We start from the raw sequence: 19,227 nt of genomic DNA on the forward strand, positions 1-19,227 counted from the left end.
ATATGGACTAGTTCGTAACTTCGGGGTTGTCCACGACGTTGGTCCCCGCGATGGCGTCACGGGCGGCACGCCGGAGCTTCTTGTCGGACACTGCCCGCTCCCCCACCGCTCCTGGCGTCCAGGCGTTGACGTCCTCTTCGTTGAACTCGGTCTTGGACGGGCGGCGCTTGACCGAAATCCCGGTGACGCCGTCTGCCAACCGCCGGGTGACCAGCAGGAACCCTGTGTGGGCCACCATCCGGTGGTCGGGGCGCACGGCCAGTCCTTCAAGGTGCCACCCGCGGACCATCGACTCCCAGGCATCGGGTTCGGTGAAGCGTCCGTCCGCGCGGATGGCTTCGGCCGTGCGGGAGAGTTGGGTCACCGTGGCGACGTAGTTGATCCAGACGCCGCCGGGCGCGAGCACGGTGGCCACGGCGTCGAGGCATTCCCACGGCGCCAGCATGTCCAGGACCACGCGGTCCACGGAGCCGGGCGCCTCGGCCTTGACCACTTCCTCCTGGAAGTCACCAAGGGAGATCTGCCACGCGGGGTGGGGGCCACCGAAGATGGTTTCCACGTTGCCGCGGGCGATGTCCGCGAACTCCTCACGCCTTTCGAAGGAGTGCAGGTAGCCGTTGTCCCCCACCGCGCGGAGCAGGGAAATGGAGAGTGCCCCCGAGCCCACGCCGGCCTCCACGACGCGTGCGCCGGGGAAGATGTCCGCCATGGTGACGATCTGGCCGGCGTCCTTGGGATATACGACGGCGGCGCCGCGCGGCATGGACAGCACAAAGTCCGAGAGCAGGGGCCGGAGGGTCTGGTACTGCTGGCCCACGTTGTTCACCACCACTGAGCCGTCCACCTGGCCAATGATTTCGTCGTGGTTCAGGAATCCGCGGTGGGTGTGGAAAGCGCCGCCGCGTTCCAGGGTGATGGTGTTCATCCGGCCACGCTCGTCGGTCAGTTGGACGCGTTCGCCCTCCCGGAATGGGCCCCGGCGACGGGCAGCGCCCACCGGCTGCGAGCCGCTGGCGGCAGCACCGGCTTGCGCTGCTCCCTTGGCGTCGTTGACGGCAGTTTCGCTGCTCATGTTTCTTCCTCGCTCCTGTAAACCTGTTGTGCCGCTGCCTGATGCTCCCAGGGACGCGGCTACGTGCGGTGGCAATGCACGACCGGCAGGTAACTCTACCGGTTCTGGCCCTGGGGGTGCCTATCGTTGCGCAGGCGCTTCCCGGTGATGGCGGCCAGGACGGCTTCCTGCGTCAGCAAACCCGTAACGGTTCCGTGGTGGTCAACCACGGCGTAGTGGCGTCCCTCAAGCTGGGAGAGGAACTGGATCAGTTCCTGCCCCTTGGACCACTCCGGAATATAGGCGCCGGCGGCCAGGGGAAACGAGACGGCGGTGACGGGGGTCGTATCTGCCGCTGAACCGGGCACGGCTGCAAGGGCGCCCGTGTCCACCACGCCTTCCGGCCGTCCGTCGGGGCCGCAAACCACCACGGATTTTGTTCCTGCTTCGCCGAGGCGGAGGGCGTCCCGGACCGTACCGCTGGAGGGAACGCCGGCAGCCGGCGTCGACAATGCTGCGGCGCTGACCAGTGGGAGCCGCCCGCGCAGGGTGCCCTGCTGGATGGATGCGGATGCGCCCATCCACAGGAACCCGCCCACCAGGATGGTGATCATCAGGAGGCTGAATTCGGGCTGGTCGCCGGCGAGGAACGGACGAAGGAGGAACCAGTAGCCGATGGCGAGGACGATGATCCGGCCGCCCCAGCCGGCCGCCACGGTGCCTTTCGCCTGGCTGCCGGTGGCTTTCCAGACGATGGATTCGACCAGCCGGCCGCCGTCGAGTGGAAGGCCCGGCAGGACGTTGAAGACACCGATGAGGAAGTTGGCCCACATGAAGATGTTCGTCAGGATTTCGGCCACGCTGCCCAGGCTGTTGGTGCTGAGCACCAGCCACGCTCCGCCGGCCAGGACGAAGTTTGCGGCCGGCCCGGCCAAAGCAACAAGCAACGACCGGCCCGGAGAAGAGGTGAAGCTTTCAAACTGGGTGTGGCCGCCCCAGAGGTTGAGGACGATCTTTTGGGTGGGCCAGCCGTAGATTTTTGCCGTCAGGGCGTGGGCGAGTTCGTGGACAAGGACGGAAATGAGCAGCAACACGGCATAGGCGAACGCCACCACATAGGCGCTGGCGCCCAGCATGGGGTTGTTCCGCGCAAGTACCGGCCCGTAGACGATCACCGTGAAGGCCGCGATCACAAACCACGAGTATGCCAGCACCACCGGAACGCCGGCGATGCGCCCCAGGGGAATGCCCGCGCGGCGCGCTGGCGTGCCCGCTGCGGGACCCTGTCCGGTATCCGGTTCAGCCACGGTGACCACCGCGCGAGGCGGCCGCCCCAGTGGAACCGGCCGGCAGGAGCAGGGCTTCCAGCTCCTCCAGGCCCCGGCCGGACAGGGAATCCCACAGCGCATAGCTGCCGTTGTCCGGGAGGGGAACAATGTGCGGGACAGCCACAGTGGCCACACCGGAGGCCACGGCCGCGGCCACGCCCGGAACGGAATCCTCAAGGGCTACGCAGTGGTGGATTCCAAGGTGGGGATCGTCCTCCTGCAGGAGTTCGACGGCGGTCAGGTACGCCTCGGGGTGCGGCTTGCCCTGGCTCACCGTGTCCCCGGTAACCAGTACGTCAAAGTACGGCCGGGGAAGGCTGGCCACCACTTCGCGGGCCAACGGGCCCTCTGACATGGTCACCAAAGCGCAGCGCACGCCGGCAAGGTGCAGTTCCTCAAGGAGTTCACGGGCGCCGGGCCGCCACGGCACCTGCTGCTGGACGCTGCTGACCACCTGGGCGGTCAGGGTGTCGATAATTTCCCGGATTTCGAGTTCGACGCCGGCCTGCTGGAGCAGGCCGGCGGAAAACGTCAGCGACTGGCCAACCAGCTGCATTGCCTGGTCATGGCTCCACGTTCCCCCGTGGGCCTCCACCAGCGCATGCTCCGCGGCGATCCAGTATGGCTCGGTGTCCACAATGGTCCCGTCCATGTCCCAGAGGACGGCTTTAAGCGGGGAACTGGCGGCAGGAATTGGCATACCGCCAGTCTACGGGGCGTGGCTGGGCGGCGGCTGTGGGCTACGCCCTCGGCGAATATGCCGCGGCCGGACGGCCCAGCGGGTGGGTTTCGCGGGATTTGTGGCGCTTCATTCTCTGCACGGGCCAGCCGCTTGGACGTAGGGTGAAGAAATGAATAGCTTCGAGGGAGACACCGCCGAACAGGGTGCCGGACCCGAGCGGGAACGGTTCCTGCAGCCAGTCGCTGACGGACAGCGCATAACTGTGATGCTTGCCGCCTTTGAGGGGTGGAACGACGCCGGAGAAGCAGCCAGCGATTCGCTGCGCTACCTGAACAAATTGTGGGGCGGCAAGAAAGTCGCTTCCATCGATGCCGACGAGTACTACGACTTCCAGTTCACGCGCCCCACGGTGCGCCGGAACGCGGCCGGTGAACGGAAGATCAAATGGCCTTCCACCCGGATCTACAAGGCCAGTGCCCCCAACTCCAATGTGGACGTCATCTTTGTCCAGGGCACTGAGCCGTCCTATAAGTGGCGTGCCTACACGGCCGAGCTGCTGGTCCATGCCGAGGCCCTGAACGTGGATTACGTGGTGCTGGTGGGGGCGCTCCTGGCCGACGTTCCGCACAGCCGCCCAATCCCGGTGAGCACGTCCTCGGACGACGCTCCGCTCCGTGAGCGCATGAACCTGGAGGCGTCACAGTATGAGGGCCCCGTTGGGATCGTGGGCGTCCTGTCAGAGGTGGCCCTCCTGGCCGGCATCCCCACCGTGTCATTGTGGGCCGCAGTGCCGCACTATGTGGCCCAGGCGCCCTCCCCCAAAGCCCAGCTGGCCCTCCTGCACCGGATCGAGGAGCTCCTCCAGGTGCCGCTGGACACGCACGAGCTGGCGGAGGAAGCTGACGCGTGGGAGCGCGGCGTGGACGAACTCGCCACGGAGGATCCTGAAATTGCCGCGTACGTCCGGCAATTGGAGGAAGCCAAGGACACCGCAGACCTGCCCGAAGCCAGCGGCGAGTCCATCGCCCGTGAATTCGAGCGCTACCTGAAGCGCCGGGGCCAGGACCGGCCCTGATGCGGCCGTACTGACTGCCTCAACGGGAAGGGCCTGGCCGGGAGCGATCCCGCCAGGCCCTTCCCGTCTGCTGCTGTGGATCGACTCCTAGAGCCGGACGCCCAGGAGCGCGTCAACCGCGTCCTTGACCAGCGCTGCGTCAGGGGCGCTGGCGGCAGCACCGCCGTCGTTGGCTGCCCGGGCCCAGCGCGACACCGCGGCGACCGCTGCAGGCGCATCCAGGTCGGCTGCCAGCGCTTCGCGCATCCCGGCCAGCAGGGCCGGGCCCGAGCCCTCCGGGGCGTGGTCGAGCGCCGTCCGCCAGGCCGCCAGGTCTGCCTTCGCGGCAGCGAAGCCTTCGTCAGTCCAGGACCAATCCGAGCGGTAGTGGTGGGCAAGGATGGCCAGTCGGATGGCCGCCGGGTCTTCCCCGGCAGCGCGGAGCTTCGAAACCAACACCAGGTTGCCTTTGGACTTGCTCATCTTCTCGCCGTCCAACCCAACCATGCCGGCGTGGGCGTAGTGCTTCGCCAGCGGGACGCCGGCCAGTGAGTAGGCGTGGCCCGCGCCCATTTCGTGGTGCGGGAAAATCAGGTCCGATCCGCCGCCCTGCACGGTGAAGGGCGCGGGGAGGTACTTCTGTGCGATCACGGTGCACTCAATGTGCCAGCCCGGCCGTCCCGGTCCAAGGCTGCCACCAGGCCAGCTCGGCTCCCCTTCCCGTTCCACCCGCCAGAGCAGCGGGTCCAGGGCCTGCCGCTTACCGGCGCGGCCCGGATCCCCGCCGCGCTCGGCGAAGAGCTCCAGCATGGCGCTTTCACCCAGGTGGGAAATGGACCCCAGGGCCCACGCATCAGGTGCCGTTGACTGCTTGCCGGCGGCTTCGACGTCGTAATAGACGTCCCCGTCAGGTTCGCCGTTGGTGCCTGCAACCCGGTACGCCAGCCCCATGCTGACCAGCCGTTCCACTTCGGGGACGATCAGGCCGATGGATTCGACGGCGCCGACGTAGTTGTCCGGCGCGAGGACGTTCAGCGCCTCCATGTCGGTCTGGAAGAGTTCCACCTGTTCCGCGGCGAGGTCGCGCCAGTCGACGCCGGTGGCGGTGGCGCGTTCCAGCAGGGGATCGTCCACGTCCGTGACGTTCTGAACGTAGGAGACTTCGCTGCCTGCATCGCGCCAGGCGCGGTTCAGCAGGTCAAAAGCCACGTAGCTGGCCGCATGCCCCATGTGCGTTGCGTCGTAGGGGGTGATGCCGCAGACGTACATGGACGGCCGGGCCTCCGGTTCCAGTGCCACGTCGCGGCCCGCCGCGGTGTCGAACAGGCGGATGGCGGGCATGTTTCCGGGCAGGGCAGGCACAGGGCGGGAAGTCCAGGATTTCACATGCCAAGCCTAGTCCTAGGCGCTGATGACGCCGAAACCGAGGAGGAGGTAGAGGGCGAGCCCCAGGAAGATCCGGTACCAGACAAAGAGCCGGTAGCTGCGGGTGGAGACGAACTTCAGGAACCAACCGATGATGACGTAGCCCACCACAAGGGCGATGACGGTGGCAAGCGCAGTTTCGGGAAGGCCGAAGGGTCCGGAGATCCCTTCCTTGGTGACCACCTTGTACAGCTGGTACAGCCCGCTGCCGAAAACGGCGGGGATTGCCAGCAGGAACGAGTACCGTGCCGCGGCCTCACGGGTGTAGCCCATCAGCAGGCCCGCGGTGATGGTTCCGCCGGAGCGGGAGACGCCCGGAATAAGGGCCAGGGCCTGCGCCAGTCCGTACAACATGCCGTGCTTGTAGGTCAGGTGGGCCAGGTCCCGCTTCTGGGCGCCGGTTGCGTCCGCCACGGCGAGGATGAGGCCGAAGACGATCAGCATGGTGGCCACGATCCACATGCTGCGGAGCACGGATTCGATCTGGTCCTGGAAGAGCAGCCCCAGCACGATGATGGGCAGGCTGCCCAGAATCACCAGCCAGCCCATGCGTGCGTCAGGGTCCTGCCGTGGCACCTTGCCGGAAAGGGAGCCGGCCCAGGCTTTGACGATGCGGACAATATCCCGCCAGAAGAAGATCAGGACGGCGGTCTCCGTGCCGAGCTGGGTGATGGCCGTAAAGGCTGCCCCCGGGTCCTGCGCGTTGGGGAGGAACTCCCCCACGATCCGCAGGTGCGCGCTTGATGAAATCGGTAGAAATTCGGTCAGTCCCTGCACTAGGCCCAGCAGGGCCGCTTCAAACCAGTTCACGCTAAGACCCTACGGCATGGCGGCGGTGCTCCTGCCCGTAAGCTTGCTGCTATGCAGCAGCGTTACGTCGGCAACAGTGGATTGCGAGTCTCAGCCCTCTCCCTTGGCACCCGGTCCTGGGGTGGCGACACGGATGAGCAGGACGCCTCGGAGTTGCTGCGCACCTTCCTCGAGGCGGGCGGCCGGCACGTGGATACGGCGGCGTCATATGCGGGCGGCGGATCGGAGGCGATCCTTGGATCGCTGCTGGGCGATGTAGTGTCCCGCACGGAGGTTTCCATCTCCACGAAAGCGGGGATGACGACGCCGGATGGCCGGCGCGCGGTGGACACGTCACGCAATGCGATGCTCACCGGACTGGACGCCAGCCTGGCAAGGCTGGGTACGGACTATGTGGACCTTTGGTTCGCCGAAGCCTGGGATGGCAACGTTCCCCTCGACGAAACCCTGGCGGCGCTGGAATTCGCAGTCCGCACCGGGCGGGCCAGGTACGCGGGAATCTCGAACTACAGGGGCTGGCAGGCCGCGAAGGCCGCGGCAACCAGCGTTGTGCCGCTGGTGGCTGTCCAGGCGGAGTACTCGTTCCTTGACCGGACGGCGGAAGCGGAACTGATGCCGGCCGCCGACGATGCCGGGCTCGGCCTGATGGCCTGGGCCCCCCTGGGCCGTGGGGTACTCACGGGAAAGTACCGTGGCAGCATTCCCGCCGGTTCACGCGGCGCCTCCGTCAGCGAAGCCGCATACGTGGAGCCGTATCTGGAGGACAAGCCGTCGCGGATCGTGGATGCCGTGTGCATGGCTGCCAACGGGCTGGGCCGGACTCCGCAGGATGTCTCGCTGTCCTGGCTGCTCGCGCAGCAGGGAGTTGCCACGGCGATCGTTGGCGCGCGCACTCCGGTGCAGCTGAAGGAAATCCTCGATGCCCAGCTGGCGCCCCTGCCGCCGCAGATTGCGCGCGCGCTGGAGGATGTTTCCGCGGTGTCCTAGGGTTTGTTCCCGGATTTCCCTGATCCGGGGCCGCTGCTATTCCTCGACGATTTCGAGGTCCTCATCCTCGTCCACGTCGGCTTCTTCGTCCTCGTCATCCTCGTCGTCGAAGACCTGCAGGGGCGTTACTTCGTTGTAGGCCTCGTAAAGGGCGTCCTCGTAAACTTCGAAAGCATCGGCAACTGCGAAAAACGCTGCCTCAACGGAGGGATCACCGTCCCCGCGGCGGTTCGATGCTGCTATAAGGTGTTCTTCCAAAGCGGTGGTCAGGGACGAAAGCGCGACACGCGGATCGATGCTCATGACTTCACGTTAGCCGGAAAAGGACGAAAATGGAGAGCAAATGAAGGAACAATTTCTCACCAGCTCGGTCCAGCGGGAGCGGGATTATTTGCGGCAGTACGAGTACCTCGTGCTGACCGTGAGCCCTGATGATTCCTTGCCGGAGGCGCGGCGCCGGCTCGTTGAACACTCCGAATATGGCAAGTGGGAACTGGAACGCAGCAAGCTTTACGTGGGCGGCGGCCGGCGCTTCTGGCTGCGGCGCCGGGTGATGCAGGTCCAAAGGACCGTTTAGCGACTCGCGGTCCAGGGGACAGTTCAGTCTTCGACCGGCCCGAGCCACGCGTTGGCCACGGTGTTATGGGCAGACTCGTCGTCCGAGGGGTGGAACATCCCGGCCAGCACGTCCCGGTAAAGCCGCTCCAGTTCGGAGCCCCTGAAGTAGCTCGATCCCCCGCTGACGCGGATGGCGAGGTCAACTACGCGCCGCGCCGTCTCGGTGGCGTTCACCTTCAGCCCCACCAGCTTGGGGAACCACTGGGCGCCATGGTCAGCCAGGGCGTCGACGTCGGCGGTGACGGTCTTGAGCTGGGGGTACAGGCCGTCCAGGGCCATGGCAGCCTCTGCCACCTTCCAGCGGATGTCAGGGTCCTGCGCGTAGCTGCGGCCGCCGTTCTTCAAGGAGGCGCGCCGCTTCACGGTCTCCACGCCGACTGCCAGGGCGCGTTCACCCAGGCCTGTATAGACGGCGGCAAGGAGGCTTTCGAAGCAGGCGAAGATGGCAAAGATCAGCGGGTCGGCGTTGGGGCCGACGGGCAGCTTGCGGAAGATGCGGCCGGCTGGAGCTCTTACGCCTTCCAGGACCGTGGTGGCGGACTGGCTGGCCCGCATGCCCAGGGTGTCCCAGTCGTCCAGGATCCGGTAGCCGGGAGTTTCCCTGGTGATGAACCCGTGGACCAGTTCACCGGCACCGTCCCGCGCGTCCGGGTCCTTGCCGAAGATGCCCAGGCGGGTCCAGGCCGGCGAGAGGCTGGTGAAGATCTTGGTTCCCGTGAAGGTGTAGCCCCCGTCTTCGTCCGGCACCGCCGTGGTCCGGGAGTCGAACAGGACCGAGTCGTTGCCGGCCTCCGAATTGCCGAAAGCGAATACCTCTCCCTGCGCGGCTTCCTCGAGGACGAAGGCAAGTGAGTGGTCGCCCCGGGCCGCCAGGACGTGGGCGACGCCGGTCCAGACCAGGTGCATGTTGACGGCCAGCGCGGTGGCCGGTGCAGCCGTTGCCAGCCTGCGCTGGCACTGCGCCGCCGCTTCGAGCCCCAGCCCCTTGCCGCCGTCGGACGCTGGTACGAACAGCTTCAAGTACCCGGCCTTTGCCAACTCCTGCAGGTCCTCATGGAAGAAGGCGTTGTCGCGGTCATAGCCGGCGGCACGGCTGCGGATGCGCTCCAGGAGGTCATCCGGCAGCAGGTCCTCTGGAGTCATGGCCGGTTCCTCTCAGTAGTTGGTGAGCAGCGTGTCCAGCACCCGGGCACCGAACTTGAGGGAATCCGCGGGAACCCGCTCGTCCACCCCGTGGAACATGCCGGTGAAGTCCAGCTCGTCAGGCAGCATGAGGGGCGCGAAACCGTAACCGGTGATGCCCAGGCGGCTGAGTGATTTGTTGTCGGTGCCACCGGAAAGCGTGTAGGGCAGCACCTTGGCGCCGGGATCCTCCTTGTGGAGCGCGTCGATCATGGAGTCCACCAGGTTGCCGGCGAAGGGGACCTCAAGCGAAACGTCGTGGTGGACGTAGCTGACGTCCACGCCGTTGCCGGCGAGTTCGCGCACGATCTCCAGGACCTGCTGTTCCTGGCCCGGGAGGGTGCGGCAGTCCACCAGGGCTTCGGCGGACTCGGGGATGACGTTGTGCTTGTAGCCACCCTTGAGGAGGGTGGGGTTCGTCGTGTTCTGCAGGGTGGCCCCGACGAATCTCGCCACCGTGCCGAGCTGGTCGAGCAGGAGGTCCGGATTGTCGGCGTCGAATTCCACGCCGGTGAGTTCCGTCACCCCGTCAAGGAACTGCCTGCTGGTGGGGGTGAGCTCGATGGGCCACTTGTACTCGCCGATCCTGGTCACAGCGGCGGCAAGCCGGGTGATCGCGTTGTCCGTGTTGATCTGCGAGCCGTGGCCGGCCCTGCCATGTGCCACCAGCCGAAGCCAGGAGATCCCCTTCTCGGCGGTTTGCAGCAGGTAGGTGCGCTGGCCGCCGATGGTGGCGGAGAAGCCGCCCACCTCCGAGATGGCCTCCGTGGCGCCCTCGAACAATTCGGGCCGGTTGTCCACCGCGTAGCGGGCGCCGTAAACCCCGCCGGCTTCCTCGTCCGCGAAAAACGCGAAGATGATGTCACGCTTGGGCTTCCTGCCCTCCCTGGCAAATCCCCGCAGGACTGACAGGATCATGGCGTCCATGTCCTTCATGTCGACGGCGCCGCGTCCCCAGATGAGGCCGTCCTTCAGTTCCGCACCGAACGGGTCAACGGACCACTGGTCCCGGAGTGCGGGAACGACGTCCAGGTGTCCGTGTACCACCAGCGCACTGGCCGAGGGGTCCTCCCCTGCCATCCTGGTGACAACGTTCGCCCGGCCCGGGGCAGACTCGAAGATCTCGGCATCCAGGCCCACTTCCTCGATAAGCCCCGCCGCGTACTCGGCCGCCGCCCGCTCCCCAGGCCCCGACCCGTCGCCGTAGTTGGAGGTGTCGATCCGGATGAGTTCCTGGCAGATCCGGACAACTTCATCCTCGGGCAGGACGTCAGGCATTGGTGGCTCCTTGGTAGGGAATGACTGGGTGGCACGAGCTGAATCGCTGCCTTCAGCCTACCTACTTGGCCCGATTCGTAGTTCCCGGAAAGTTCGTGTTAGAGTTTTTCTCGCTGCTTCGGAGAGGCGCGAAACGCTGAAAGGCGGAACCGCTTTCCGAAATACCACCTGCGCGGGTGGCGGAATGGCAGACGCGCTAGCTTGAGGTGCTAGTCCTCGAAAGGGGGTGGGGGTTCAAGTCCCCCTCCGCGCACAAAAAGGGAAAACCCCGGAACATCATCGATGTTCCGGGGTTTTTTCGCGTATCCGATCAATGCCTCCGTTATGGAGCCTGGCATTCGGTTGGGGCTCAGGATGCGATTGTCAATGGTTTCGCGGGAGCCGCGCACGAGGTCCTGCTAAAACCTTGAGCATGCGGCACCCGGTTATTCGTTCCGGTGTCATCACACCAATCCACGCCGAACGGGTAGGCCTCCACAGTGGCAACGCCCGGCGCCGCGTGCGGAGGGACTTCAAACTGGAAAACGAATCCGCCGGCGTCATTCATCGGCGACGTCGTACTCAGGACGTTTTGCCCGGCGGCGTCCGTGACGGTGATGTGAATCCGGGCGTTGTTTCCGTACCGGGGATTGCAGCCGGCGTCGGCTGCGCGGACGGTGACTGGGTCTCCGGGGCCCGCAACGCCGGGGCTCACCTCATAGGCGGGAGGAAAGCAGGGCGGCTCTCCTTGCCATGTTCCGGCACAGGCGGACAAACAGCCTGCGAACAAGACGCAGCCTGTGGCCGCCGTGACAACTCTCTTCCCCGGCGGCCTTGCCCAAAAAGCCTGGAACCCCATGAGCTGTAAGTCTTTACCCGGTTGCTCAGTGAGCGGCTGGCAGGCTGGTGCTGTGGCCGGGCTGGGGTGTGACTCACCCATGGGTTTGCCTCCGAGCTCAGTATTTCGGAGTGCGCTTTCTTGGATATGTCCGCCCTGGCCGGGCCCAGCATCGGTTGTGTCTACAGCGCTGGCCTGATTAGAAGCATGCCCACCCGTGCACCGGGTGTGGCCCATTACAGACCTGCCACGCCGTAACCCACCGACGCGTTTCCATTCTCGGAACTCAGGAGGAAAAGATGATTGTGGCAGAGCACTTCGGTTTCGTCGTCGGCATCGATACCCACGCCAAAACGCATACATTCGCCATCATCGAAACCGGCAGCGGTGGAGAAGTCGCGAACGAAACATTCCCGGCCACCGCAGCCGCAGGCAGTCGCGCACTGTCCTGGGTCCTGCGCCGCACCGAAGCTTCTCCTGGACAGGTTCTACTCTCTATGGAGGGAACGGGTTCGTACGGTGCCAAACTCCGGCAGCAGGCCACAGACGCCGGATTTCAAGTCACCGAAGCGCCCGTCCCGAACCAACGGCTCGGGAGATATCAGGGAAAATCCGATTCCATCGACGCAGCGCGGGCAGCACGAGGGACGCTGAGCATACCTATGGACCGCCTCCGAGAACCCCGGTCCGGGCAGAACCACATGGCACTACGGATCCTCTCCAACGCACGCCGCACCATGGCACGAGAACGCACCGCAGCCATCAACGCACTCACGGCTCTCCTACGCGTCGTAGACCTCGGCATGGACGCCCGGAAACCATTGACCGTCACCCAGACCCGTACCATCGCAGGATGGCGGGAAAGAGACGAAGAATTCGGAGTCCAAACCTGCCGCCGCGAAGCAATACGCCTCGCAAAGCAGATCCTCACACTGCAGGAGCAAATGACCAGGAATCACGCAGAACTTGAGATCCTTGTGAAGCAAGTCCAGCCGTGTCTCCTCGATGTCTACGGCGTTGGTCCGGTCCTGGCCGCAATCATCCTCACAGCCTGGTCACACACCGGAAGAGTGCGCTCCGAAGCCGCATTCGCAGCTCTTGCCGGCACCTGCCCGGTCCCGGCCTCATCAGGCGGCACCACACGATTCCGACTAAACCGCAGCGGCGACCGCCAACTCAACAAAGCGATCTACACTATCGCCCTCATCAGAATGAACCGGGACCCTGCCACCAGAGGTTACGTGACGAAGCGAACAAGCCAAGGCAGAACTAAGAAGGAAATCATCCGAAGCCTCAAGCGCTACATAACGCGGCAAATCTATCGAACCCTAAATGCCGCACAGGAATCCTTACCTGCAGCGGGATGCCCGCGGCAGGGAGTCTCTTAGATCTGCTAAAGGTCTAAAAGAAAAGGGGTCCTCGCCGCTTTCCTGAGTTGTGTCCGTCTCGACTTGAAGCCGGCTTAGCCTTCGAAGCGACCGCAGCTGCAAGCCCAACGAAAGCGGCGATCAGCAGTAGATTAAAAAGTAATTCAGTAACCTCCGAACCGCGACCAAGCGCCACCAATGTGACTATAATAAAGATGACGCCACATGCAAGGCAGGAAAGACATAGAATCTTCGCCCAAACAGGCAAAAGGTTAATTCGACTTAGCATTTCTCCCCCTATTTAGTAAATAGAGCTTAGCCCCCAATGGACGAGAAATCTAGGTTTACCTGGGACTGTCCGCGGGTTTGTCGCACATCGGACTGGCCCAAGTTCTCCACTCCCCTAGCCGCGGAAAGGGCTGACAGAAGCCAAGTTGGGAGCCACGCGGCAGGCGGCCCCCAACCATGGATCCTCCTCGGGCTACGTCATCCGGAACTGCAGGTAATACTCTCCGAAGGCACCGCCCACATGGGTACAGGGCGTGACGATCACCGCGTAATTGTTGAGCATATTGTTATTGAGCAAGGAACTTCGCCTCGTGGTCGGTCTGCCCTCGCCGTGTTCGATCTGAATACTTTGGAATGCGAGCCTGGTTTCCCCCGCGCAGGGCTGCTTGATCACCTGCCGATATCTAGAGGCCAGGCCCCACTAACCTTGTCCTCGTTGCCACCGCCAAGCGTGCCAGAACATGAGTGCGATAACGGTAGTGACGCCGATGAAGACACTTTGCGGTGCGAAGGTGAAGAGGATGTCGGCCATACTGACCCGCTGGGTCATGCTCACCTCCAAAGAGCCATTCAGAAGTGCCAACAATCCGCCCAGGATCAATACTCCTGACAACGCCCACAGGATGATGATGAAAGGATTTTTTGTCCGGGGCGAAGGCCCGATCTCTTCGGCCGCTGCCGCGGTCATGGTCGCCGGTACCGTACCGTCCCCATTGCTCACCTCACGGAAACCAATGCCTTCATGCTGCCCGCTTCCCAAGCCCGTCCCCCTATTGTTTGGCCGCAGTTCCTTTGACTGCTCGAAGCCCAAGCCTAGCTCCACAGGATGCGCGGGGGTGCTGGGCGCACGTTCCGGTCCTTCCCCTGTGCGTTGGGACTCCTCGGATGGAATCCAGCCGCTGCTTGACGAATATAGAAGCATCCAAGTATGTTCAGCGTCGCAGGTCAGGAGCCCAGATTATGGACTTTTGCCGCCAAATCGTTGTTCAGCTGCCCAGTGGCAGCTGATGCGGCATTCCCGGGAGCACTCAGGCCAGGCGTGCCCTCACCATCTCGCTGACGGCCTTGCCGTCGAACCGGCCGCCGATTTTGGGCGTCACGGATTTCATGACGGCACCCATGGAGCGCATGGTCAGCACAATACCGTCCGCCCCCAGTTCCGCAATGACCCCATCCACGATCGCTTCGGCTTCCGCCCGGGTCAAGGCTTTCGGAAGGTACGTCTCGATGACCTCTGCTTCGGCGATCTCCGCCTGGGCGCGGTCGTCATGACCCGCCGCCGAGTAGGTGGCGGCCGTGTCCCGGCGCTTGGCGGCCTCCTTCTGCAGCAGCGCGGTGACCTGGAGATCGTCGAGTTCCACCGGGGTCTTGCCCGACTTCTCCCGCGTTTCGATCTCTCCGAGGACATTGCGCACGGTAGTAAGGGCAACCCGGTTGCCCGCCTTCATGTGGACGACGACGTCGCCTTTCAACTGTTCCTTCAACGACATGGCGTGCCTCGTTCTTCTTTGGTGGAAAGCGTTCCGGGACAAGCCTATTCCCGCGGGCGGCCCGAGTAATCCGGTGTCCCCGGCTGGTTCCACCCCGCGGGAAAGACACCCCGGAGCGGCCGTAGGCTAGTTTGGAAGCCGCAGCGGCCTGGGTCCCCGGGCCCCGAAAGGAGCACCGAGTGGACAGCACCGTTGGCAAGTGGTTCCTGAGCGGCGCTGAGCGGGGAAACCCTGCCTCGGGGATCCACGCGGGCGGCTCAGGCTCGGCGTCCTGGTCGGAAGGCAACCTGGTGGAGCCCCTGGTGCATGGGGAAGCCTACTTTGCCAGGCTGTATGCGGAGCTCTCGGACTTGAAGGCTGGAGACCGGGTGTGGTTCACCGACTGGCGCGGCGACGGCGATGAGCAGTTGGAGCCGGGCGACACCACGATCGGCGGGCTGCTCGCGGGACTGGCCCGGTCCGGCGTGGAAGTCAGGGGCCTCGTCTGGAGATCCCACGGCGAGCGGATATCGGCCCCGATCAGCGGTCGGTCCAACGAACTCCTCAGCCGCCAGATCAATAACGCCGGCGGCGAGGCGCTGCTGGACCAACGGGTCCGCGTCTTCGGGTCGCACCACCAGAAACTGGTGGTCATCCGTCGTCGTGACGATCCTTCCCGCGACGTCGCCTTCGTGGGCGGGATTGACCTGTCACACAGCCGCCGGGACAACGCCGCCCACCTGGGAGACCCACAGGCGGTGAAGATGGACTCCCGCTACGGGCCGACGCCCCCGTGGCACGACGCCGCTCTCGAGCTTCGGGGGCCGGTGGTTGCCGATGTGCTGGCTATTTTTGCGGAACGCTGGAATGATCCCCACCCGTTGGACCGCCGCACCCCTTACCGGATGCTGCTGCAGCGCCTGGCCCGCATGCCAAGGCACCCCAAACCATTGCCGGAAGCCGCTCCGCCCCCGCCGGATGCCGGAACGCACGCCGTGCAGCTGCTCCGCACCTACGGCGTGAAGCACCCACCTTTCCCGTTCGCGCCTCACGGAGAGCGGAGCATCGCGCGGGCCTACGCAAAGGCTTTCGCCCAGGCGCGTTCGCTCATCTACATCGAAGACCAGTACCTGTGGTCAACAGAGGTCGCCGCGGGCATCGCGGAGGCACTGGAGCGCAACCAGGCGCTGCAGGTCATCATCGTGGTGCCGCGCTACCCCGACTCGGACGGGTTCCTTGGCGGCCCGCCCCGGCGTTTGGGGCAACAGCGTGCCATCAGCATGCTTCGCCGGGCGGCACCCGACCGGGTGGGGGTGTTCGACCTGGAGAATAATGACGGGACACCGATCTACGTCCACGCGAAGATCTGCATCATCGACGACACGTGGTTCACCTGCGGATCTGACAACTTCAACCGCCGGTCCTGGACCACCGACAGCGAGCTCACCTGCGCAGTGATCGACACCGCCGCTGCGGCTGACGCCGATGGCAGCGCCGGTGGCCGAACGCCCCAGCCACTCCCGCGGAAGTTGCGGCTCCAGCTCTGGGCGGAACATCTGGGCATGGACCAGGACGACCCCCTCCTGACCACCGGCGGCGGAGAAATTGATCTTTGGAACAGGATGGCCGGCGCCCTGGAAAAGTGGCACGGGACCGGCCGATCAGGGCCGCGGCCGCCAGGCCAGGTGCGGCACCACTCCCCCGAACCGGTCCGGGCCATCCACCGTATCTGGGCTGATCCGATCTACCGGCTGATTGTTGATCCGGACGGGCGGCCCCGGCCGCTTCGTGGCACGTCCAGGTTTTAGGCGGACAGTGAGTAGGCCGGGGACTTGAAAAATGGTTCCTAAGCATGCTTATGATATTCACAGCCGAATGCGAACGGCTGCCAACCAGAGGAGGAATCACCATGGGACTGGGCGACAAGATTGAGAACGCCGCTGAAAAGGCCGGCGGTAAGGGCAAGGAAGCAGCCGGAGCTGCCACGGGCGACGAAAGCCTGCGGGCCGAAGGCCAGGCAGATCAGGCAAAAGGTGATCTGAAGCAGGCCGGCGAAAAGGTCAAGGACGCCTTCAAGCACTGACAGGCAGTCATGGAAAAAGCGCACTCAGCGAACGGGGTGCGCTTTTTTCATGCGCCCCCAGCACGTTCGGTAGGTTGGGGCATTAAGGGCAACGGCAACCGGGTTGGGAGTAGATGTGAAGGCAATCAGTTACGAAGAAACAGGGCCCTCATCCGTGCTGAAGCTACGGGACAGGCCACTGCCGGTCCCGGGGCCCGGAAAAGTCCGCGTCCGGGTGGTGGTGTCCGGCGTCAACCCCACCGACTGGAAGTCGCGGTCCGGGAACGGAAGCAAGAAGCTGGATGCCCCTAAAGTTCCAAACCAGGACGGAGCCGGAGTCATCGATGCGCTGGGTCCCGGGGTGACCGGCCTTTCCGTGGGCGGCCGAGTCTGGCTGTGGGACGTCGCCTGGGGCAGCAATGAAGGCACAGCACAGGAATACGTTGTGGTGCCCGGCAATAAAGCAGTGCCCCTTCCCGATACCGAATCCTTCGATACCGGCGCTTCGTTGGGAATCCCGGCGTTGACGGCGCACCGGGCCCTGACATCGAACGAGGACGGCCCGGCGAGGCTCTCCGCCGGTGCCCTCGCAGGACGAACCGTCCTGGTCACGGGAGGGGCCGGAGCCGTAGGCCACGCGGCCATCCAACTCGCGCGCTGGGCCGGGGCCACCGTGATCACCACCGTCAGCGGGGAGCAAAAGGCTGAACTTGCCCGCCGTGCCGGTGCCGGCACCATCATCAACTACCGGACCGGGGACGTCGTTGGCGCCGTCCACCAGGTGGCCGCAAACGGCGTCGACATGATCGTGGACGTCAATGCACCCGCGAACATCACAACGGACCTGGACGTCATCAAACCGGGCGGAACGATCTCCATTTACGCGGCGAACCCCGGAGAATCACTCACTGTTCCAATCCGCGAAAGCATGGCAAGGAACGTCCGCTACCAGTTCATCCTCACCTACACCGTCACCGACGAGCAGAAACGTCAAGCCGTTGCCGCCGTCGGCGAGGCCCTGGCGGCAGGCGCGCTGCGGGTGGGGGAAGAGTACGGACTGCCCCTGACACGGTTCCCGCTCGACCAGACCCCGGCAGCCCATGACGCCGTGGAACAGGAGACAGTCGGAAAAGTGCTGATCGACGTCGCGCCGGCCCCCTGACGCCCTACCGTGCCAGCCTGTCCCTGGCTGCATGCTCAACCAGGACCGGCACGAAGGCGCGGACCCTGCCCGTATCCAGGAGGCTGTGCTCCTGCTGCACCACATCTTCGATGTATTCCCTGGACAGGGCTGGAAACTTCGCGGCAAGCCTGTCCACCACGTCGCCAAGCGCCCGCAACTCTTCGCTTACTCCCATCGGGAAAGTGTCGGGGATCCGGCCAGGCCCGTCAAGACCTCGCGAAGGGAGCGCCGGGGCGTGCAGCGTGGTTCACTGCCCTGCCCGTGACTGCCATGAGCGCACGACGGCGAGCGCCGGGAGCCGCGTTCGGCCCGGGTGCTCCCAGCCTTTCCACCTCCGGAGCGCCGCCGATGTCAGTGTGGATGAAGCCGCCGGGTCCGTGGGTGCCGGTTACGTCCGGGGCTGTGGGCCGCCGCTGCCGCCGGACGGTACTCAATCCGGTGCTTATCGGCCCTGACGTTGCGGCGTTCCTGCCGCCGGGCCTTTCTTTCCGGCCGGTCGATGGCGGACAGGATGGTCAGCGTTAGGGCAATCCAGAGGAGCGCCGTTCCCAACACCAAAGCGATTTCCAGCTCAGTGCTCATACACAGAATTTTAGGCTCGTTGGGCTGGTTCCACTCCCTTGCGGACCCACATGGCGGACGCTGAAACCCACAGCGTTTCAGAGCAAGCCCAGTGCTTTGACAGCCGCCATGACATCGGAGGCCTGGACAGCCAGGAGGGCTGGATCCGGCCGCGCCGCGAAAGTGTCCCCGCGCCGCAGTTCGGCCCGGGTGAGGACGATATGGGGTCCCGGTGGCGGCCCCCAAATCTCCGGTGGGGCCGGGCCAAAGAGCACCACTGACGGTGTGCCGTACGCTGATGCCAGGTGCGCGGCGCCGGTGTCGGCAGAAACCACCAGGCGGGCAGCAGCAATGGTCGCAGCGAACTCCCCCAGGCCCAACACCCCGGCCAGGACAGCGGTACCAGGGATTCCTGCGAGGCGGCACACTTCGTCGGCCCGGTCTCTCTCGGAACTGCCGCCGGTGAAGACTACCTGGTGTCCGGCTTCCGTCAGTGCGGTCGCCACCGCCGCAAACCGCTCCGCAGGCCAAAGCCTGCTGCCGTACGCTGCCCCAACGTGCAGGACACTGGCACCGGGGACCGGACTGGGGACCTGGGGCGTGTCCAACTGCACGTCCAACGGATCGGCGTCTATCCCATGCCATTCAAGGAGGCGCACCCAGCGTTCGCGTTCGTGCAGTTCCGGCCGCCAGTGCGGCCCGTTCCGGTGCGCACTTCGATGTCCCAGGGTCCGCCGGGCCTTTAGCGCCTCTATCCGCCCCTGGCTCTCCGGGCCGCTGCCGTGAAGGTTGACGGCGACGTCCACCACGCCCGGTGGCAGCGCCAGCGGCTCGTCCAGCCCGTGCGTGGGCAGCAGTTCATAGCCGCCCACCAGGCCGAGGGCCTCGGACAACCACCCCTGCGCGGCGTACCGGAGGCGGTGCCCGGGAAAGGCCTGCCGGAGGCCTTTCAACGCCGGCACGGCCACCAGCAGGTCTCCGAGCTTCAAAGCGCGCAGGACCAGGAGCTCCGGCCTTCCGTCTGCCGGCTCGTGAACAACGGCTTCGTGTGGCGCATCCATGCCC

At 65.1% G+C, this 19,227-nt stretch carries 21 protein-coding genes and 1 tRNA gene; 8 read left to right on the top strand and 14 right to left on the bottom strand.

Annotation, left to right across the window (positions count from 1 at the left end):
* Positions 1-7: 7 nt before the first annotated feature.
* From J2T23_RS01455 to J2T23_RS01465, 3 genes are all read right to left on the bottom strand, one after another.
* Complete coding sequence (locus tag J2T23_RS01455; protein ID WP_141181595.1) at positions 8-1,072, bottom strand: tRNA (adenine-N1)-methyltransferase; 1,065 nt, start codon at positions 1,070-1,072, stop codon at positions 8-10.
* Between the two features lie 95 nt (positions 1,073-1,167).
* The gene (locus J2T23_RS01460) at positions 1,168-2,358 is read right to left on the bottom strand and encodes a site-2 protease family protein (protein ID WP_307356535.1); all 1,191 of its coding nucleotides are present in this window, start codon (positions 2,356-2,358) and stop codon (positions 1,168-1,170) included.
* Positions 2,351-3,031: an HAD family hydrolase gene (locus J2T23_RS01465; protein WP_370871412.1), complete on the bottom strand. Its 681-nt coding sequence runs from the start codon at positions 3,029-3,031 to the stop codon at positions 2,351-2,353. Before J2T23_RS01465 ends, J2T23_RS01460 begins: the two co-directional genes overlap by 8 nt.
* A 199-nt stretch (positions 3,032-3,230) precedes the next feature.
* Between J2T23_RS01465 and J2T23_RS01470 the strand changes: the two genes are divergently transcribed.
* Entirely contained in the window at positions 3,231-4,136 is a 906-nt protein-coding gene (locus J2T23_RS01470; RefSeq protein ID WP_141160431.1) for a PAC2 family protein, read from the top strand.
* 87 nt (positions 4,137-4,223) lie between these two features.
* Here J2T23_RS01470 and mshC read toward each other — a convergent pair whose 3' ends face one another.
* Positions 4,224-5,501, bottom strand: coding sequence for a cysteine--1-D-myo-inosityl 2-amino-2-deoxy-alpha-D-glucopyranoside ligase (gene mshC / locus J2T23_RS01475; RefSeq protein ID WP_307356539.1), 1,278 nt, complete (start codon positions 5,499-5,501; stop codon positions 4,224-4,226).
* A gap of 15 nt (positions 5,502-5,516) precedes the next feature.
* Entirely contained in the window at positions 5,517-6,350 is an 834-nt protein-coding gene (locus tag J2T23_RS01480) for an undecaprenyl-diphosphate phosphatase (protein WP_141160433.1), read from the bottom strand.
* Between the two features lie 51 nt (positions 6,351-6,401).
* Between J2T23_RS01480 and J2T23_RS01485 the strand changes: the two genes are divergently transcribed.
* Positions 6,402-7,337 carry an aldo/keto reductase gene (locus tag J2T23_RS01485; protein ID WP_141160434.1) on the top strand — a complete coding sequence of 312 codons (936 nt, stop codon included), beginning with the start codon at positions 6,402-6,404 and terminating at the stop codon, positions 7,335-7,337.
* A gap of 36 nt (positions 7,338-7,373) precedes the next feature.
* Here J2T23_RS01485 and J2T23_RS01490 read toward each other — a convergent pair whose 3' ends face one another.
* Positions 7,374-7,640 (bottom strand): hypothetical protein, encoded by a 267-nt coding sequence (locus J2T23_RS01490; RefSeq protein WP_141160435.1) that lies wholly within the window; start codon positions 7,638-7,640, stop codon positions 7,374-7,376.
* A 40-nt stretch (positions 7,641-7,680) separates the two neighbouring features.
* Here J2T23_RS01490 and J2T23_RS01495 point away from each other — a divergent pair, with 40 nt between their 5' ends.
* Positions 7,681-7,914 carry a DUF5703 family protein gene (locus tag J2T23_RS01495; protein WP_018771130.1) on the top strand — a complete coding sequence of 78 codons (234 nt, stop codon included), beginning with the start codon at positions 7,681-7,683 and terminating at the stop codon, positions 7,912-7,914.
* Positions 7,915-7,937: 23 nt separating this feature from the next.
* On the opposite strand, the gene J2T23_RS01500 is transcribed toward J2T23_RS01495, so the two are convergent.
* Together J2T23_RS01500 and J2T23_RS01505 are read right to left on the bottom strand one after the other, a co-directional pair.
* The gene (locus J2T23_RS01500) at positions 7,938-9,098 is read right to left on the bottom strand and encodes an acyl-CoA dehydrogenase family protein (RefSeq protein ID WP_307356544.1); all 1,161 of its coding nucleotides are present in this window, start codon (positions 9,096-9,098) and stop codon (positions 7,938-7,940) included.
* Positions 9,099-9,110: 12 nt separating this feature from the next.
* On the bottom strand, positions 9,111-10,415 hold the full coding sequence (locus J2T23_RS01505) for a M20/M25/M40 family metallo-hydrolase (RefSeq protein WP_307356546.1): 1,305 nt from the start codon (positions 10,413-10,415) through the stop codon (positions 9,111-9,113).
* Positions 10,416-10,585: 170 nt separating this feature from the next.
* Here J2T23_RS01505 and J2T23_RS01510 point away from each other — a divergent pair.
* Both J2T23_RS01510 and J2T23_RS01515 read left to right on the top strand, forming a co-directional pair.
* Positions 10,586-10,668 (top strand) — tRNA-Leu (locus tag J2T23_RS01510).
* Between the two features lie 863 nt (positions 10,669-11,531).
* Positions 11,532-12,620 carry an IS110 family RNA-guided transposase gene (locus J2T23_RS01515; RefSeq protein ID WP_141160439.1) on the top strand — a complete coding sequence of 363 codons (1,089 nt, stop codon included), beginning with the start codon at positions 11,532-11,534 and terminating at the stop codon, positions 12,618-12,620.
* 460 nt (positions 12,621-13,080) lie between these two features.
* Here J2T23_RS01515 and J2T23_RS01520 read toward each other — a convergent pair whose 3' ends face one another.
* The 3 genes from J2T23_RS01520 to J2T23_RS01530 form a co-directional block, all read right to left on the bottom strand.
* Positions 13,081-13,281: a hypothetical protein gene (locus J2T23_RS01520; protein ID WP_307356549.1), complete on the bottom strand. Its 201-nt coding sequence runs from the start codon at positions 13,279-13,281 to the stop codon at positions 13,081-13,083.
* A gap of 27 nt (positions 13,282-13,308) precedes the next feature.
* Positions 13,309-13,698: a hypothetical protein gene (locus tag J2T23_RS01525; RefSeq protein WP_141160440.1), complete on the bottom strand. Its 390-nt coding sequence runs from the start codon at positions 13,696-13,698 to the stop codon at positions 13,309-13,311.
* 217 nt (positions 13,699-13,915) lie between these two features.
* A complete protein-coding gene (locus J2T23_RS01530; RefSeq protein WP_307356551.1) occupies positions 13,916-14,377 on the bottom strand; it encodes a GatB/YqeY domain-containing protein in 462 nt (153 codons plus the stop codon).
* Between the two features lie 179 nt (positions 14,378-14,556).
* Here J2T23_RS01530 and J2T23_RS01535 point away from each other — a divergent pair, with 179 nt between their 5' ends.
* From J2T23_RS01535 to J2T23_RS01545, 3 genes are all read left to right on the top strand, one after another.
* Positions 14,557-16,164: a phospholipase D family protein gene (locus J2T23_RS01535; protein WP_307356553.1), complete on the top strand. Its 1,608-nt coding sequence runs from the start codon at positions 14,557-14,559 to the stop codon at positions 16,162-16,164.
* A gap of 101 nt (positions 16,165-16,265) precedes the next feature.
* Complete coding sequence (locus tag J2T23_RS01540) at positions 16,266-16,439, top strand: CsbD family protein (protein WP_141160443.1); 174 nt, start codon at positions 16,266-16,268, stop codon at positions 16,437-16,439.
* 115 nt (positions 16,440-16,554) lie between these two features.
* Entirely contained in the window at positions 16,555-17,580 is a 1,026-nt protein-coding gene (locus tag J2T23_RS01545; protein WP_307356556.1) for an NADPH:quinone reductase, read from the top strand.
* A 4-nt stretch (positions 17,581-17,584) separates the two neighbouring features.
* On the opposite strand, the gene J2T23_RS01550 is transcribed toward J2T23_RS01545, so the two are convergent.
* From J2T23_RS01550 to J2T23_RS01560, 3 genes are all read right to left on the bottom strand, one after another.
* On the bottom strand, positions 17,585-17,776 hold the full coding sequence (locus tag J2T23_RS01550) for a three-helix bundle dimerization domain-containing protein (protein WP_141160444.1): 192 nt from the start codon (positions 17,774-17,776) through the stop codon (positions 17,585-17,587).
* 176 nt (positions 17,777-17,952) lie between these two features.
* Positions 17,953-18,183, bottom strand: a complete 231-nt coding sequence (locus J2T23_RS01555) for a hypothetical protein (RefSeq protein ID WP_307356558.1) — start codon at positions 18,181-18,183, stop codon at positions 17,953-17,955.
* 77 nt (positions 18,184-18,260) lie between these two features.
* Entirely contained in the window at positions 18,261-19,223 is a 963-nt protein-coding gene (locus tag J2T23_RS01560; protein ID WP_307356560.1) for a glycosyltransferase family 9 protein, read from the bottom strand.
* Positions 19,224-19,227 lie beyond the last annotated feature (4 nt).

The sequence above is a fragment of the Pseudarthrobacter niigatensis genome (assembly GCF_030812615.1).
Taxonomy (GTDB): Bacteria; Actinomycetota; Actinomycetes; order Actinomycetales; family Micrococcaceae; genus Arthrobacter; species Arthrobacter niigatensis.

Excerpts from the sequence above, each read along its gene's own strand:
- J2T23_RS01500 (WP_307356544.1), bottom strand. The coding sequence starts at position 9,098 with ATGACTCCAGAGGACCTGCTGCCGGATGACCTCCTGGAGCGCATCCGC.
- J2T23_RS01555 (WP_307356558.1), bottom strand. The coding sequence starts at position 18,183 with ATGAGCACTGAGCTGGAAATCGCTTTGGTGTTGGGAACGGCGCTCCTC.
- J2T23_RS01455 (WP_141181595.1), bottom strand. The coding sequence starts at position 1,072 with ATGAGCAGCGAAACTGCCGTCAACGACGCCAAGGGAGCAGCGCAAGCC.
- J2T23_RS01515 (WP_141160439.1), top strand. The coding sequence starts at position 11,532 with ATGATTGTGGCAGAGCACTTCGGTTTCGTCGTCGGCATCGATACCCAC.
- J2T23_RS01485 (WP_141160434.1), top strand. The coding sequence starts at position 6,402 with ATGCAGCAGCGTTACGTCGGCAACAGTGGATTGCGAGTCTCAGCCCTC.
- J2T23_RS01495 (WP_018771130.1), top strand. The coding sequence starts at position 7,681 with ATGAAGGAACAATTTCTCACCAGCTCGGTCCAGCGGGAGCGGGATTAT.
- J2T23_RS01540 (WP_141160443.1), top strand. The coding sequence starts at position 16,266 with ATGGGACTGGGCGACAAGATTGAGAACGCCGCTGAAAAGGCCGGCGGT.
- J2T23_RS01560 (WP_307356560.1), bottom strand. The coding sequence starts at position 19,223 with ATGGATGCGCCACACGAAGCCGTTGTTCACGAGCCGGCAGACGGAAGG.
- J2T23_RS01490 (WP_141160435.1), bottom strand. The coding sequence starts at position 7,640 with ATGAGCATCGATCCGCGTGTCGCGCTTTCGTCCCTGACCACCGCTTTG.
- J2T23_RS01530 (WP_307356551.1), bottom strand. The coding sequence starts at position 14,377 with ATGTCGTTGAAGGAACAGTTGAAAGGCGACGTCGTCGTCCACATGAAG.
- J2T23_RS01550 (WP_141160444.1), bottom strand. The coding sequence starts at position 17,776 with ATGGGAGTAAGCGAAGAGTTGCGGGCGCTTGGCGACGTGGTGGACAGG.
- J2T23_RS01470 (WP_141160431.1), top strand. The coding sequence starts at position 3,231 with ATGAATAGCTTCGAGGGAGACACCGCCGAACAGGGTGCCGGACCCGAG.
- J2T23_RS01505 (WP_307356546.1), bottom strand. The coding sequence starts at position 10,415 with ATGCCTGACGTCCTGCCCGAGGATGAAGTTGTCCGGATCTGCCAGGAA.
- J2T23_RS01465 (WP_370871412.1), bottom strand. The coding sequence starts at position 3,031 with ATGGACGGGACCATTGTGGACACCGAGCCATACTGGATCGCCGCGGAG.